This window comes from Pirellulales bacterium (genome assembly GCA_033762255.1).
Classification (GTDB): Bacteria; Planctomycetota; Planctomycetia; order Pirellulales; family JALHPA01; genus JANRLT01.
Map to the genome: position 1 here is coordinate 94,776 of JANRLT010000007.1, position 14,604 is coordinate 109,379.

At 54.0% G+C, this 14,604-nt stretch carries 11 protein-coding genes; 5 read left to right on the plus strand and 6 right to left on the minus strand.

Annotation, left to right across the window (positions count from 1 at the left end; genetic code table 11):
• Nucleotides 1-3: 3 nt before the first annotated feature.
• On the plus strand, nucleotides 4-915 hold the full coding sequence (locus SFX18_01545; protein ID MDX1961804.1) for a polysaccharide deacetylase family protein: 912 nt from the start codon (nucleotides 4-6) through the stop codon (nucleotides 913-915).
• A gap of 243 nt (nucleotides 916-1,158) precedes the next feature.
• Entirely contained in the window at nucleotides 1,159-2,841 is a 1,683-nt protein-coding gene (locus tag SFX18_01550; GenBank protein MDX1961805.1) for a lipopolysaccharide biosynthesis protein, read from the plus strand.
• Nucleotides 2,842-2,955: 114 nt separating this feature from the next.
• On the opposite strand, the gene SFX18_01555 is transcribed toward SFX18_01550, so the two are convergent.
• Nucleotides 2,956-3,588, minus strand: a complete 633-nt coding sequence (locus SFX18_01555) for a histidine phosphatase family protein (GenBank protein MDX1961806.1) — start codon at nucleotides 3,586-3,588, stop codon at nucleotides 2,956-2,958.
• Between the two features lie 148 nt (nucleotides 3,589-3,736).
• Here SFX18_01555 and SFX18_01560 point away from each other — a divergent pair, with 148 nt between their 5' ends.
• Nucleotides 3,737-3,994 (plus strand): hypothetical protein, encoded by a 258-nt coding sequence (locus SFX18_01560; protein MDX1961807.1) that lies wholly within the window; start codon nucleotides 3,737-3,739, stop codon nucleotides 3,992-3,994.
• A gap of 149 nt (nucleotides 3,995-4,143) precedes the next feature.
• On the opposite strand, the gene aroB is transcribed toward SFX18_01560, so the two are convergent.
• Together aroB and SFX18_01570 are read right to left on the minus strand one after the other, a co-directional pair.
• Nucleotides 4,144-5,229 (minus strand): 3-dehydroquinate synthase, encoded by a 1,086-nt coding sequence (gene aroB, locus SFX18_01565; GenBank protein ID MDX1961808.1) that lies wholly within the window; start codon nucleotides 5,227-5,229, stop codon nucleotides 4,144-4,146.
• A 20-nt stretch (nucleotides 5,230-5,249) separates the two neighbouring features.
• Nucleotides 5,250-5,480, minus strand: a complete 231-nt coding sequence (locus tag SFX18_01570) for a hypothetical protein (GenBank protein ID MDX1961809.1) — start codon at nucleotides 5,478-5,480, stop codon at nucleotides 5,250-5,252.
• A 327-nt stretch (nucleotides 5,481-5,807) separates the two neighbouring features.
• Between SFX18_01570 and SFX18_01575 the strand changes: the two genes are divergently transcribed.
• Nucleotides 5,808-6,527: an RraA family protein gene (locus SFX18_01575; GenBank protein MDX1961810.1), complete on the plus strand. Its 720-nt coding sequence runs from the start codon at nucleotides 5,808-5,810 to the stop codon at nucleotides 6,525-6,527.
• 185 nt (nucleotides 6,528-6,712) lie between these two features.
• Here SFX18_01575 and SFX18_01580 read toward each other — a convergent pair whose 3' ends face one another.
• Entirely contained in the window at nucleotides 6,713-7,852 is a 1,140-nt protein-coding gene (locus SFX18_01580; GenBank protein ID MDX1961811.1) for an ABC transporter permease, read from the minus strand.
• 187 nt (nucleotides 7,853-8,039) lie between these two features.
• Between SFX18_01580 and SFX18_01585 the strand changes: the two genes are divergently transcribed.
• Nucleotides 8,040-8,738: a thioredoxin family protein gene (locus SFX18_01585; GenBank protein ID MDX1961812.1), complete on the plus strand. Its 699-nt coding sequence runs from the start codon at nucleotides 8,040-8,042 to the stop codon at nucleotides 8,736-8,738.
• A 142-nt stretch (nucleotides 8,739-8,880) separates the two neighbouring features.
• Here the strand turns inward: SFX18_01585 and SFX18_01590 are convergent, their stop codons facing one another.
• Together SFX18_01590 and SFX18_01595 are read right to left on the minus strand one after the other, a co-directional pair.
• On the minus strand, nucleotides 8,881-13,839 hold the full coding sequence (locus tag SFX18_01590) for a protein kinase (protein MDX1961813.1): 4,959 nt from the start codon (nucleotides 13,837-13,839) through the stop codon (nucleotides 8,881-8,883).
• Nucleotides 13,840-13,977: 138 nt separating this feature from the next.
• A complete protein-coding gene (locus SFX18_01595) occupies nucleotides 13,978-14,526 on the minus strand; it encodes an ECF-type sigma factor (protein MDX1961814.1) in 549 nt (182 codons plus the stop codon).
• Between the last annotated feature and the right edge of the window lie 78 nt (nucleotides 14,527-14,604).

Consider the following 14,604-nt stretch of genomic DNA (forward strand, 5'->3'; position numbering starts at 1 on the left):
GCTATGAAATTGCCCGCAAGTCTGCGCAAGGTGTTGTTGGGTTTGTATTATGGCGGCACGCTGCCGTACCGGCTGTGGAATAACGCCCGGCTGTACGCGGCGGGACGCGCGCCGATTTTGGTCTTTTTTTATCATCGGATCGCGCACGATCGCTGCGTTCCCTGGAGCCATACCAACGAGGAATTTGCCCGGCAAATTCACTGGCTGCGGGACAACTTTGAATTAATCTCGCTGGCGGAGGTTCAACGGCGAATCCGCGCGGGGTTAAATGACCGCCCCGCCGCCTGCATCACCTTTGACGATGGTTACGCCGAAAACTGCGACCACGCCCTGCCGCTGCTGATCGAAGAGCAAATTCCCTGCACCTATTTTGTCTGCACGCATTACATTTTAGAGCAGCAGCCTTTTCCACATGATATTGCCCGCGGATTTCGCCTCCCCCCCAATACCGTGGAACAAATCCGCCACATGGCCGCGGGGGGAATCGAAATCGGCGCCCACACCCGCACCCACGCCGATATGGGCAAAATTCACGATCCCCGGCTGATTCGGGAGGAAGTGTGCGCCAGCGGACAAGAGTTGGAGCAGATCCTCGGTCAGCGCGTGCGGTATTTTGCCTTTCCCTATGGCTTGCAAAAAAACATGACCAGCGCGGCGTTCCAGATGGCGCGGGAGCATGGCTATGACGGCGTGACCTCGGCCTATGGCGACTACAACTATCCCGGGGATGACGCTTTTCATATCCGCCGGATTCATGCCGATGACATGCTGGTGCTGCGCAATTGGGCGACGCTGGACCCGCGCAAACTGGGTAATCCCGTTCCTTGTCATTACGAATTACCCACGAACCAACCAGTTTCTGCCTCTCCGGGGGAGCGGGAGTTGACGGACAGCTGCCAAATCGCCGCCACCTGATATTCACCCCGGCCTATTTTTACCCGCAGCGTTTTCAGCCCGCAGCGTCAGCAAGGGACCAACATTCACCCCACCATAATTCAGCCCGCAGCGTTAGCAAGGGAGCGAGAACAGGCCAACGGTCTTTCATCCTTGCGGGCCAACGAGCCGATTCATCAACTTAAAGACTAGCATCGCGCGGGCTTAGCCCCCCTGACTCATTCCCTTCCCCAGTTGAACTTTGCAAACGTTGCAGCATCGTCCATGAGTCGCGGCACATTGCTTACCCCCGTTAACGCAGACCTAGGCTCCTCAGCGGAGCTGGAAGACTTTCCCTGCGCTCTTTCCCCCGTGGAGGAAACACAGGGGGGATGGGATATGCCAGCTTTGCCCCTGGAATATGCGGCCTGCGATGCCGAATTGGAACAAACCGCGGCCCTGGTGGAAGTCGACGCTTCATATTCCGTACCAACGCCATCCACGGGAGAATCCACCCTCGCCCAATCCGTGGTGATCCTGCTGGTCATGTCGATCGCACAGCGGGTCGTGGGACTGGCGCGGGGACTTTTAGTCTGCTTGTGGTTAACCCCCGCGCTTTTGGGAACGTGGGATCTGGCCAATCGCTTTTTCTTTTTGGCGGCACCGCTGATTGTCCTGGGCGTGCCGGGAACCTTTGGCCGCTACCTGGAACATTATCGTCAACGGGGGGTTCTACGGACGGTGCTATTTCGCACGGCGGTGGCGTGCGGGGGGCTGAGTTTGCTGGCCTGGGGGGCGCTCTTGGCCGCGCCGGGGTTTTTTGCCGAGCAGGTCTTTGGCAGCCCCGCCCAAGAAGGGTTGCTAGTCTTGTCGGCGACCTGTTTATTGGCGGTGATCGCGTTTAACTATCTGAGCGAGGCGCTTGTCGCCCTGCGGCTGGTGCGGGTCAATGCCATTTTGCAGTTTTTGACCTCAATTGGTTTTGCGGCGCTGAGCATCGGATTATTGTGGGGCTGGCGGACGGATGCCGCGGCGCTCATCGTCGCGTATGCGGGCTCCTGTTTGCTGTTGGTGATCGGCGGTGGCTGGTATCTGCGCCATTACTGGCGGGAACTTCCAGCGGATCACGGCCAGTTGGGCCATGGCGAAATGTGGGCCAAATTGCTCCCCTTTGCCGGTTGGATCTGGCTGACAAATTTGTTAACCAACAGCTATGAGAGCGCCGGTCGCTACATGATCGTGCATCACTCGGGATTGGCGGAATATGACGCTTTGGTGGGAAATTACCATGCGGCGCAACTTGTTCCCGGCTTGATCATTACCCTGGCCAGCATGTTCGGCGGGATTTTGTTACCCTATTTGTCGCGAGATTGGGAGGCGGGTCGCCGGGGGGCGGTCTCGGACACGCTCAATTTGTCACTCAAACTGCTCACCTTTTTGAATGTCGCCGCCGCCGCCGGCGTGCTCTTTGTCGGACATGGGGTCTTTGAATATGCCTTGCGGGGCAAGTATCCCGAAGGAGAACGGATTTTACATTTGGCCCTGGCGAATTGCGCCTGGAGCGCGGCCGCCGTGATCGCGCAAATGTATTTATGGTGCGCCGAGAAAGCCCGCTGGGGTTGTCTGGCCCTGGCGCTGGGGTTGGTGGTGAATGTGCTGCTGAATTGGCTTTGGCTCCCCCAGGGGGGATTGGCCGGGGGAATGCTGGCCACCGCCGTGGCCAGCCTGGCCATGCTGGGCGTGTTGTACGGCCTGTGCGTCTGGCTGGGGATGCGCCTGGATGGGCAAACCGTGGCGATTTCGGTCTTGCCGGGCATCTTGCTGCTGGGATTATGGCCGACGTTGGCTCTGCTGGCGGGAATCGCGGGGATGGCGATATCACGGCCCCAATGGCTATTCTCCACTGATGAACTACAAACCCTCGCCCGCTACAATTGGCTATCGCGGCGACAAAAAAATTCAGCGTAGCCGCAAGAAATACAATAAGAGCAAGAAGATAAACAAGAACGATTTACGTTATCCCCCTTTTTGCCTTTCTTGTTGTTCTTGCGGCTAATCCGTCTTTGCCTTTCTTGTCGCCACTTACAGGTTGCCCGTGTTATCTTCCCGATCCAGCCCTTCGGCGCGCAGATGCTCCAGTTGATTCAGCGTCACTAACTGAAATTCTTCTTCCCAGCGAACTTTGCTGATAGAGGCATTGCACAGGCTAATGCAACGTCGCTGGCAAGGAATTTCCAAGTATCCTTTGAGCGCGGCGGATAAGACCCCTCCATGCGCGACAATCGCCACTGTCCGCAGACCTAATGCCCGCACCGCGGCCAGACCCGCCATCCCTCGAGTTTGCAACTGCCGTCGGGATTCGCCCCCGGGAATGATAAAGTCCGGCTCCTGCCCCAGCCACGGAGCAGCATAGTCGGGATATCGCTCGGAAATTTCGCTCCACAGCAATCCCTGAAACACCCCGGCGTGAATTTCCCGCAAGAGCGGCTCATACCGCACGCTAAGTCCCTGGCTGGCGGCGATGGGGGCCGCCGTCTCCGCCGCCCGCCGCAACGGACTGCTGATCACCGCATCGAGGGGAATTTGCGAAAGATAACGGGCCAAGGCCGCGCTTTGCCGCTGCCCCAAGTCCGAGAGGGGGATATCCAGTTGCCCCTGAATCCGCCCCGCGGCGTTCGAGACGCTTTCACCATGACGGATCAGATACAAAATCATGGGCAGGTGATTGCTGGCAGAAAGATGATCTTGCGAAAAACCCGGCAAAATACGTACGCGGGGATCAAACGGCACACCGCCCAGGATATGCTAGAGTTGTGCGGGGACGACCGTAACGGCTTTTTGATCATTTTTCCAGTTGTGGTCCATGCTGTACTTTTGCTGGTTTGTCCTGGTGATGACGCTCTTAACCATCGGTCAATTGCTGACTGGTTGTCTGTTGGCCTTTTACTATCGGGCTGGCGATCTCAAGCGGGCGGTGCAGGCCCTGCAGTTTATGATTACCAATCCGTTGGGAGCTTCGCCGGAGGAACTGCGAATGGTCCTGGGCATCTGTGATGACGAGCTGCCCCCACCACTGGAACATCCCGCCACCGAGACCGCTGTGCAACCAAGCAGCCATTAAGACAAGCAATTTCAAAGTTAACAAAAGTTGGGCTTGAAGTACACGTCTATTAATTAGTTATATCATTTCTTGCTGAACAAGAGTAACTAGAAAGAGCGCAGGAATGGCATTCTGATAATGTCTCTGCTAAATCCTGTGAAATCTAAACCTCAATCCCCGCCCGCCAAAATTTCTCTTACCAATTCAGGCGGAATATCCCCCACCAGTTCGACATGTCCCAAGCGGCTGGGCAGCACAAAGCGCAATCGGCCATGCTCGACTTTTTTGTCATGGCTCATGGATTGAATAAGGGCGTCAAGATCGAGCGGCGGCACCGTCACGGGTAAACCGACCCCCCGCAGTAACGCGCGTTGACGCTCAACCAAACTGGCATCGATACGCCCGAGGCGCATCGCCAAACGAGCGGCGCAGTCCATGCCAATGGCGACCGCCTCGCCATGCAGCAGTTCGCCATAGCCGCTCACGGCCTCGAGCGCGTGGGCAAATGTATGCCCATAGTTTAAAATCGCCCGCAGGCCGGTTTCTTCCCGCTCGTCTTGCGTCACCACGGCCGCTTTGAGTTCGCAGCAGCGGGCGACCACCTGGCCTAGTGTTTCCGCGTCGCGGGCCAGCAGTTGCGCGGGATGCGCCTCGAGAAATTCAAAAAACTCCGCGTCCTGGATCACGCCATACTTGATCACTTCCGCCAGGCCGCTGGCAAAGTCCCGCGCCGTCTGTGATTGCAACGTGTTGGTGTCGATTAGCACCCCCCGCGGCTGCCAAAACGCCCCCACCAGATTTTTTGCCGTGGAGAGATTGATCCCGGTCTTGCCCCCGACAGAGCTATCAACCTGGGCGAGCAGCGTGGTCGGAATTTGCAAAAAGGCCAACCCCCGCGCGTAGGATGCCGCCAAAAAACCAGCCAGATCGCCTACAACTCCGCCACCCAGCGCGACAATTGCCGATTTGCGATCGGTTCCGAACTCGAGCAGTTTTTCCCACAGGGCCGCCAGGCAATCGACCGATTTGCTTGTCTCTCCCGCGGGAATCCCCACCATGTCACAACGCTCCGTCACACCCGCCAGCGACTTTAGCACCACTTCGCCATAAAGTGGCTCCACGTTCTCGTCGGTCACCACCACCACGTGGCTGGCCCGCAACCGCGATTGGACAAACTGCCCCGCATGCGCCAGCAAATTTTGGCCAATCACAATGTCATAACTGCGTGGGCCTAAGGCCACCGAAACATTTGGCATGAAATTCCCCGATCCAAGGACTATTGCAGTACGCCCAAGCGTTCGAGATCGGCGGTGGTAACTGTAATGACACGGGCAAAACCGGTGTGCTGCCGCACATAGGTCAAGTTAAGGGCGGCCTGGGGATCGGCGTGTAATTCGGCCTCGGCCCGCAGACGGGTAGCGGCGTCCCAATCGGCAAATTCATCGGGCCAGTTGGTGTTTTGTTCGATCACCAACGCTTCACGGTAGGGGTCAAACTCGTTGGCCATAAATATGGTGTGGTTCGATAAAAAAGAGGTTACTGTTGTGGCGAATGGGCGGAGATTTTTCCATAATATACGGATAACAGACAGATTTTCAAAGTCGTGGCATTAATTCGGGGGGTATTTGGCCGAATTGTCTCTTTCTTTTATGCTAAAGAACGGTTTTAGGGGCAAAATAAGCGTCGCGCGGACGAGGGTCCGTTGATCCCACAGGCCAGCTTTTTACGGGACAAACAGCTTGACGCACGAAAGCCCCGATGACAGCCAAGCAAACTTTTTTAAACTTTGCCCAAACAACCGAAACACCCACCCATCCCCTATTTGGTGATTTTTATGGCCCAGTTGCTTAGCCGGTTGGCACAAATTGACACGCCCACAATTTGTAATGTGATTGAGTTGTTTGGAGTGGTGCCGCGAAATTTTGGTTATGTGGATCGGCGGATTCAGGCTGTATTTCCGCAATTACCGCCGATGGTGGGCTATGCGGCGACTGCCGCGTTTCGCAGCGCGACTCCGCCGCAAACCGGCGATGCGTATGCCAGTCTGGAGCGGCAGTTGGAACAATTTGCGGATTTGGCGGGTCCGGCGGTGGTGGTGTTTCAGGATTTGGACGATCCATCCGTCGCGGCCACCTTTGGCGAGGTGATGTGCAGCGCCTACCGCGCGTTTGGCTCGAGCGGGTTAATTACCAGCGGCACAGGACGGGACATCGAACAGGTAAAGGCCCTCAATTATCCCGTCTTTACCGGCGGAACCGTCTGCTCGCATGGCTACTGCCACCTATTACACCTGGGACTGCCGGTGCACGTGGGTGGATTAACGATCTCTACGGGGGATTTATTGCACGGAGATGTCAATGGCATTACCCGGATTCCCGCCGAAATCGCCACGGAGATTCCTGACGTTGCCCGCGAATTTATCGCGGCCGAACGGATCATGCTGGATTATGTCCAAGGGGAAGGCCCCTGCGATATCACGGGGTTTACCGAACGTCGGCAAGAGTTCACCAGCATGATCCAGCAACTTACGACTCGGCTGCGGCGGACTGGCTAAAATTTTAAACAAGCGGAATTTTTACACATGTGGAATTCATTACCATCATTTTATGTTAAGAATTTTGGCTTTTGACTTTCACCCACTATCCACTGCACACTACCCACCATCCACTTCCCCCCAGCGGGGTCCTCGCCAAGGCTCGCCCCCCGCCACCCTCGTCCCACACCACCCACCTCTCTCCGTTAACCCTTAAAGACAATCGCCGGTTCCACGGTGAGTGCCCGCCACAGGCTAAAAATACTTGCGATGATGATGATTAAAAGCACCGCGGCTAGCGTGATAATAGGGATGGGCCAGATCATCAGAAACGCTAGCTTGGTGTTGCCGCGGGTCATGTGGCCGAACAGGGCGGCTCCTCCCAGGCCCAGCCCCAGGCCGATTAGTCCCACCTGCAAGGATTGAAACATCACCATAAAAAAGATGCGCAGGTTGGTCATGCCCATGGCCTTTAGCGTGCCAAACTGCTTGATATTATCCACGGTAAACAAATAAAATGTCTGCCCGGCGATCGCCGCTCCCACGATAAACGCCAGCACCACCACAAATCCAAAGTTAATCGGGATGCCGGTGTTCTTCATAAAATACCAAATCGTTTTGTCAATAAACTGCGCGTGGGTGTACGCGGCCAGGCCTGTTTGCTGGTTGATTTTTTGGCATAGTGCGGCAATATCCACATCCGGATCCGCCTTGGCCAGGATATAAGAAAGGGTGCGCCGCTCGGTCGGCGAGTACTGCACCGCGTTGTTGAATCGCGTATAAATGACGGGGAATGTCTCAAATGTGCGAGAGGCGGTGCAAATGCCGACCAACACCCCCCGACGGTCGTTCATCTCAATCGTGCGGCCCAACTGGTAATCCGGATCATTGGGCCACAGTTGCTTATAACCCGCGTCATCCATGATGATCGCGTCGGTTTTATTCAAATCGGCCAGGCTCCCCCGCAGAATCGTTTGCGGCGCGCCGACAAAGCTGCTTTCATCCAGGCCCAAGAGGATCACCTGCTGAAATTTGCCGCTGGGAAGCCGAGCCTTGGCGATTCCGCGATAAAATTTGACCGCCCATTCAATCCCGCTGACCCCCCGGACGCGATTGAGCGCGGTGTCGGTCATCGGCAGGGACTCGCTGACAAACTGGATGCTTTCGTCGCAAACCCATAAATCCACCCCTTTGACGTCCCGGATCTGGCTGGCCGTCATGTTCATTAGGCCGCAAAAGATGCTGGCCTGCTGGGCAATCAAAAACGCCGAAACAGCCACGCCCAGCACAATGCCCAGGTATTTGCCGGGATTGCCGATGAGCATTCGCCACGCGATCCAAAACATAGTACATCCCGCGGAAATCGCCAAAAAACCAGAAAAGTCAGGTTCGCCCGACGTGTGCCGGGAGATATATTATGTATTTTAACACCGCCAAAGTGGCTGGGGAGTTGTTCCGGCCTAGTGCGGTTTTTAGCATACCGCTTGCCACGAAACAAATCTTACTTTAAATGACAAACCAAGGGGAATGATGATGATGGGAAATTTATCGCTGTTTGGGGGTCAAAATCATTGCCCGGGGTTTGGCGGACGGCTTTTGGCCATCTTGGTCGGGGGTTTGGCCTGCTTTTTACCCCTTGTGGCGAGAGCCGTCGAGCCGCAAGCGGTGGCCTTTAATGAGGTGCTAAAAATTGGGGATGCCGCCCCAGACTGGAGCAAGCTGACCGGCATTGACGGGCATGAACATGCCCTGGCCGAATATGCCGCCAGCGAGGTGGTGGTGCTGGTCTTTACCTGTGTGACATGCCCGACCGCCGCCGATTATGAAGCCCGGATTCAGGCGTTGATTCAGACCCACGGCCAAATTCCCGCCGGTCAGGATCATCCCCGCGTCCGGGTGATCGCGATTAATTCCAATCAAGGTGAGGCTGATTCGTTAGCGGCTATGACCGCCCACGCCCAGGCGCGCAAGTTTGCGTACCCTTTTCTGGCCGATCCCAGCCAGAGTGTCGCGCGGGCGTACGGAGCGTTGACCACGCCGCAGTTTTTTGTGCTGGATAAAGAACGGCGGGTGGCATACCAGGGGGCGATGGACGACAACAGCGAACCAGCCCAAGCCAAGGAGAATTATGTGACCGCCGCCGTGGAGTCGCTGCTGGGGGGGAAGGAAGTCATCAAAACGAGCGAACCCCCGCGCGGGTGCCGGATCAAATTTGCCCGGGTCAAGCGGTGATGATTACAAGTGGCGTAGCGCCGCTTTTCGATAGGATGCAAATGGGTGGCGAGCGCGGACAGATATCAACCAGATAGGGAAGTTAACAACAAAACTTGGTGAATACAGTTGTTGTCACTTTATCTAAATGTTTTGATCGCGTTTAAGGTGTGGGTTTCTTATATCGCGCGCCGATAACGATGCCATGATTGCCGTTGCCGCTTTGGTCAAAAGCAAAGTCTCCAGAATCAACGGTGAAATCGAATAGCGCCGCTGTTTGTGGTGTTTTTTGCAAATTCTCGGGAGAGGTAAAGGAATCGGTGTATTCGACTCCCCGCGAGATGCGCACCGCGCGCATCGTTCCTTGAAAGTATCCATGAGCAAGATTCACACCAAAATACGAGTCAGGATCCGCGCCTACCATCATGCACAGTCCAGAAAGCCGCGTGCAGCGATTGACATCCTTACGAACTTCTTGCAGTTTACCATTCAGGTATAAGCGGAGTTCCTTGCCATCCCAAACGCCAGCGACATGTTGCCACTTTCGCAGTCGTAATACCCCGCGCGAGGTGGCCATGGAGTAATTTTCGGTCCAATACCTTCTATGCTTATGGTAATTGGTGGTGCAAAGGGCGATACTCCACCGATTATCCAGGGTTTCCAGCGACATCGAGCCTGCATCCGTCGCACTAATGAGGGAGATCCAGGAATCGATTCCAGGTAAGTAAGAAGTTGGTTTGACAATGGCTTCCAGTGTCCAGGGTGGCTGTCCGTCAAAATGCAGACTCGGAATAATGACATAGTCGAGATCCCCGTCGAATTCCAATCCCTCCTGTCCGGGGACGCCCTTTTGGTCCGTCGCCGCGGCCTCTAATTTTCGCCACTTCTCTGTTAATTCCAGCGCATCGGCAGCATCACTCCGCGCGAGTTTCTCCCGTAGCAAGTCGTTGGCCAGGCGGGACGCTTCCTGGGATTTGCCTTGCCTGAGAAAACAACTAACCATGCCAACGCGAGCATCGATATTCTGGCCGGGCGACTTGGATTGGGTGATCAATTCTTGATAGATCCGTTCGGCTTCTGCATAACGTCCCGCGCTTTCCAGGACATTTCCCAGAAGCATTTTGAGTCGCAAAGTTTGGGGGTGCAATGGGCTATATTTAACCTGACAGATCTTCAATGCATCCTCTACCGCCTTTAGCGCGAGAGAATCTTTATTTTGCGCGCTATAGGTTTCCACCAAAAAATATAGTTTAAGTTCCGATTGTTTATCTTCAACACCCCACCCGCTCTGAATCGTTTTGGCAAATTCCGACAATAGTTCGGTATATTTTGATTCTTCGCCAAGTGTCTGGTAAAGCGTGACAAGATGATCCAAGGCATTCGTGAGCCTGGACTTGGATAACGCGGGAATATGAGCGTCACGTTCTTGCATCCCCCGGTATCCGGACAACAGCAGCGGTTCTGCCTGGGAATACTTTTTTTGTCCCAGCAATGCGGCACCCAAGAGCGATTGGACATGAAAAGCTTCCCAGTGATCCGGGGACTTAGCCTTGTAAATCGCCAAGCACTGGCGTAGCAATGGTTCAGCCTCGGCATAGGAATTGAGCTGCATCAGGTTGTGGGACTCTGTGATTAAGCGTTCAATCGCTTGCCGATCTTCGGACTGGAGTTTGGCCGGGGCATCCACCGGAGCCGTACTAGCCAGAAGGGGCTTGGCGGGATTTGTGTTCTTGCGGACGGGCACTTCCCACTGTTTTGCTTTCTCTGGCATCTCCCAAGCGGAATAGAGCTTGAAAAGTCGCACCTGGGCTTCTTCCAAGGTTTTTTTACGAAGATTGTCAGGGATTTTTTCCGCGCGGTCCTTCAGCCCCGCATAACCCTTTAGCAGTAATGGTTCGGCATCGGCATATTTTAATTCGCCCACCAGGGCTTCCCCCAAGAGGGAATGAGCGTTGTACGTAGTCCACTCCTCAGGTTGATTTTGCACACGCCATTCTTGACATACTTTCAGGATCTCGCGTGCTTCCTGGTATTTTTCCTGCAGAATCAAATTTTTTCCCAATAAGGCTTGGAATACCATCACTTCCTCGGTCTTGGCTTTCACCCGCTTGGCATCCACCAGCGCCATGCGCAGCGCATTCTCCATTTCGGCATATTGGGCACGGTCGGCATAATTTCTGCTAACGATCAGCCAGAAGTTGAAAATTTGAGTCGCGTTAAGTTTCTGCAGGTAGCCACTCGCGGTGTCGGGACGGTTCCATTGCCAGTACAGCGACGCCAGTTGTATTGTGCATTCGTCTATTAATTGCAGATCCTCGGTATTAAAAACAATGGACCTGAATAAACGAGAGGTACCAAAGAAATTACCGACACTGGGCGCTGTGCCTCTGAATTCCTTGTCAAGTGTCACAAGAATTTGTTCCGCTTCGGCAAACTTGGCTTGGGCAATCAAGCAGCTTGAGAGTCCTAATTGGACCATGTGTATTTCCCTTTGCGGCAGGAATTGATTATTGGCGGGATCGCTCTGCAGTAAGTCCAGGATTTCCCGTATTGCCGTTTCAGCCTGGGCATATTGTGAAAGCTCAAGCAAGGTTCCCGCATGTGCGTCCAAATGCTGGCACAGCACGGTCATATGAATATTATTTTTTAGGAAATCCGCGCGGTAGTAGGCGACCAATGCGCGTTGCATGCGTTCCTGTCCCTCCAAGTCGCCTGTTACCAGGTAGGCCATAATTAATAACGAACGGACCGTTTGCGGGTTCTTCAGTGTCTTCCCTTCGTCCGCCAGCATTTCCTCCAACAAGACAATTGCTTCTTCATTTCGTCCCGTATTCACTAAATAGATCGCTAATTCCTGTTTCAATTCATGGGTATAAGTATGCGCTTTTCCGTACATCGATTCCCAAGTCCGCAGTATATCCTGGAGTAAGGCAATCGCCTCTGGCTTATGATCCAAGCCATATTGAAGGTTTGCCTGGCTGCGTAGCGCGCGGATGCGCCAGAAATTAATCGGGCTAAACGCGCGATTTGCCCTGGGTAGCATGGTTTCCAGCAAGTCATTGGCTTCCGCGAACTTTTCTCTTTCGATTAGTTCCTCGACAAAAATGATGGCGGCCCTGATTCGCAAGGGATCTTCCTCCGCCAATAGTGTTTTTGCCTTTTCATATACGGCTTTCGTTTGCTTTAATGGCCAGTTTGCATAGGGATCGTCGGTGGTTTGCAGCCCCCCGCAACTCGCCAGAAACCACTCAATTTCAAGGATTTCCCGCGGATCGCTGGCTGGGTTGGATTTTTCCCGCAGCAGCAGTTCCCGCATGAGCTTAATCGCACGATTTGGCTGGTTAAGATGCAGATACGCATCCGCCAAACATTTCACGAGATTCCGATAAGTCGCGTTGTCAATTGTTTGTGTCGTTTCAAAATAAATTCGGGACTTCTCCCCGACGTCTACAGCCTTTTGATCCAACCCTAATTCCATATAGACTTTTGCCAAGACCGCCTGGACTTCGGCGCGCACCCGAGGTTGCTTGTCAAAGCGTTGATCGATGCGGCTTGCCGCCCGATCAAGCAGCGCGCGGAGCTTGATCTCGGGATCGGGGGCCAACCCCGCGCTTTCTTGTGTTTGCGGATCGGCTAACAACAATAGATCATTCTGCAGAAAATCCTTGATCGCGAGGGCAAGGGCAGAATTTTCAACGGCGAGCGCGCTTTGCTTGATCGCTTCAAGTTTTTGTTCGTTCGCCAGCTTGGCACTGCTAATCGCCTTCCTGCTGGCCAGTTCAGCCAGTTGGCGTTGCTGAGTTTCTGCTTCTCGCGCGGTATTTGCCTCATCGCGCTCCAATCGGGCCGTATAAAAGCCCCAAGCCGTGCCGACAATCCCAACCGCCAGCGAAGCGAAAAGCAGCAGGCCAAATCCCACCAGTTTTTTATTTCTATGCAGAAACTTGCGAAATTTGTAATGCATGCTTGGCGGGCAAGCCTCCACCGCTTCGTCATTCAGATAACGTTCTATATCCCGCGCCAGACCGTTAGCCGTCTCATAACGCCGACTTCGTTCTTTTTCCAACGACTTCATGACAATCCAATCAAGATCTCCCCGGATGGAGCGAGTCAATTTACCTGGATCAAGTCTCCGTTGGGCCGCAATGCTGGGGAGACTGGCACTGCCGCTGAGCCGCGTGCTCGGCTTGACGGGTTCCACCTCCTTGATAAGACGCAGGATCTCATTGAGCGCGGCTTTGTGGAATTGCTGTTTTTGCAATGGGGTCGTGCCGGTCAGCAATTCATAGAGGATGACTCCCAACGAATAAATATCGCTGCGGGTGTCAATATCCAGATTATTAAACTCCGCTTGCTCGGGACTCATGTAGAGGGGAGTCCCCACCATCACACCGTGCGCCGTGTACAGCGACTGTTCGGTCAGGGATTGGTGCATAGCCTTGGCTAAGCCAAAATCGATGACCTTGGCTACTGGTTTGCCGTCGTAAAGACAAACTAAAATATTCGACGGTTTTAAATCTCGATGAATAATCCCTTTTTGATGGGCATGTTGCACCGCTTGGCAAACTGCTGTAAAGAGCTGCAACCTTTCTCGGAGCGGCATCTGGGCATCGTCACAAAATTGCATTAACGGCACGCCCTTGACGTACTCCATGACAAAGTACGGTCGTCCCTGTTCGGTCAAACCGCCGTCATAGACCTTGGCGATATTCGGGTGGTCCATCAGCGCGAGCGCTTGGCGTTCAGCGCTAAATCTAGCTAACACTTGCCGAGAGTCCATGCCCGGTTTGACAAGCTTGAGCGCCACTTTACGACGAATGGGTTTTGCCTGCTCCGCAACCCAAACTGTCCCCATGCCACCTTCGCCGATGGCCTCCAATAATTTATAACGACCAGCGATGATTTCACCCTCGCGAAATCCTATCGATTGATCGGTCGTGTCACCCAGAACTACATCGGGCCTGCCCTCTAAAAAGCTTCCCATCTGCTGATGCGCCGCCAATAAAGCCGCCACATGTTCGCGTAGCTGATGATCCTCCCCGCAAGCTTGATCCAGAAAGGCGGCCTGTTCCCGAGGCTCACTGATTGCCAAGGCGTTTACAAAGATTTCTTGCTCGCGCATCGCAGCCTCTTAGTTCATGAGGGTAACCAAGTCTCCGATTATCATGCGAATAATGGCAACGCGGTCCGCCAAAATTTTAACTGCTTTCTTGTAAATTCGCTTCATGGTAGATGTAATATAAGCTGGTAATTCGATCCCTTATTGTTTTATCTCTTTATACAGAAAAGACTTAGCGTAAGCCCAGATTCTTTCGGCGGTCCGTTCGCTCACACCCAAAATTTCGGCGGCGGCCGAATTGGAGAAACCGGCAAAAAACCGCAACTTTACCAATTCTGCTGCCTGCGGGTCTTGCTGCTCAAGGGTTTGCAAGGCTGTCGAAAGGGTCTCCAAGTCGGGGACGGGTTTAGTCTGAGGTAAGTCTTGCAATTCGCATCGCCGCCAATTTGCGCCCCGTTTAATGGTTTTTTTTCGCCGCGCTTGTTCGATCAGAATTCGACGCATGGCTTCCGCTGCGGCACCAAAGAAATATCGCCGATTTGTAAAAGTCTGACTACTATCGGATCCAACCAAGCGTAGATATGCTTCGTGAACCAGTGCTGTGGCTTGGAGTGTTTGCCCAGACTGCTCCTGCGCCACTTGGGCAGAGGCTAATCGATGCAACTCTTTGTAGACCAAAGGTAGCAATTGCCCTATCGCAACTGTGTCGCCTGCTTCGATTTGTGCAAACAGACCAGTAAGCTCGGACATTTCAAATGTTGATCTAGTGAAATTTATTTTGATATTTCACGATTTTTAGCATATTACAAGTTGCTAAACAAACAAAAT

Coding starts and splice junctions, on each gene's coding strand:
- SFX18_01570 (MDX1961809.1), bottom strand. CDS start 5,480: ATGGCCAACGAGTTTGACCCCTACCGTGAAGCGTTGGTGATCGAACAA.
- SFX18_01550 (MDX1961805.1), top strand. CDS start 1,159: ATGAGTCGCGGCACATTGCTTACCCCCGTTAACGCAGACCTAGGCTCC.
- aroB (MDX1961808.1), bottom strand. CDS start 5,229: ATGCCAAATGTTTCGGTGGCCTTAGGCCCACGCAGTTATGACATTGTG.
- SFX18_01545 (MDX1961804.1), top strand. CDS start 4: ATGAAATTGCCCGCAAGTCTGCGCAAGGTGTTGTTGGGTTTGTATTAT.
- SFX18_01585 (MDX1961812.1), top strand. CDS start 8,040: ATGATGGGAAATTTATCGCTGTTTGGGGGTCAAAATCATTGCCCGGGG.
- SFX18_01580 (MDX1961811.1), bottom strand. CDS start 7,852: ATGTTTTGGATCGCGTGGCGAATGCTCATCGGCAATCCCGGCAAATAC.
- SFX18_01595 (MDX1961814.1), bottom strand. CDS start 14,526: ATGTCCGAGCTTACTGGTCTGTTTGCACAAATCGAAGCAGGCGACACA.
- SFX18_01560 (MDX1961807.1), top strand. CDS start 3,737: ATGCTGTACTTTTGCTGGTTTGTCCTGGTGATGACGCTCTTAACCATC.
- SFX18_01575 (MDX1961810.1), top strand. CDS start 5,808: ATGGCCCAGTTGCTTAGCCGGTTGGCACAAATTGACACGCCCACAATT.
- SFX18_01555 (MDX1961806.1), bottom strand. CDS start 3,588: ATGATTTTGTATCTGATCCGTCATGGTGAAAGCGTCTCGAACGCCGCG.
- SFX18_01590 (MDX1961813.1), bottom strand. CDS start 13,839: ATGCGCGAGCAAGAAATCTTTGTAAACGCCTTGGCAATCAGTGAGCCT.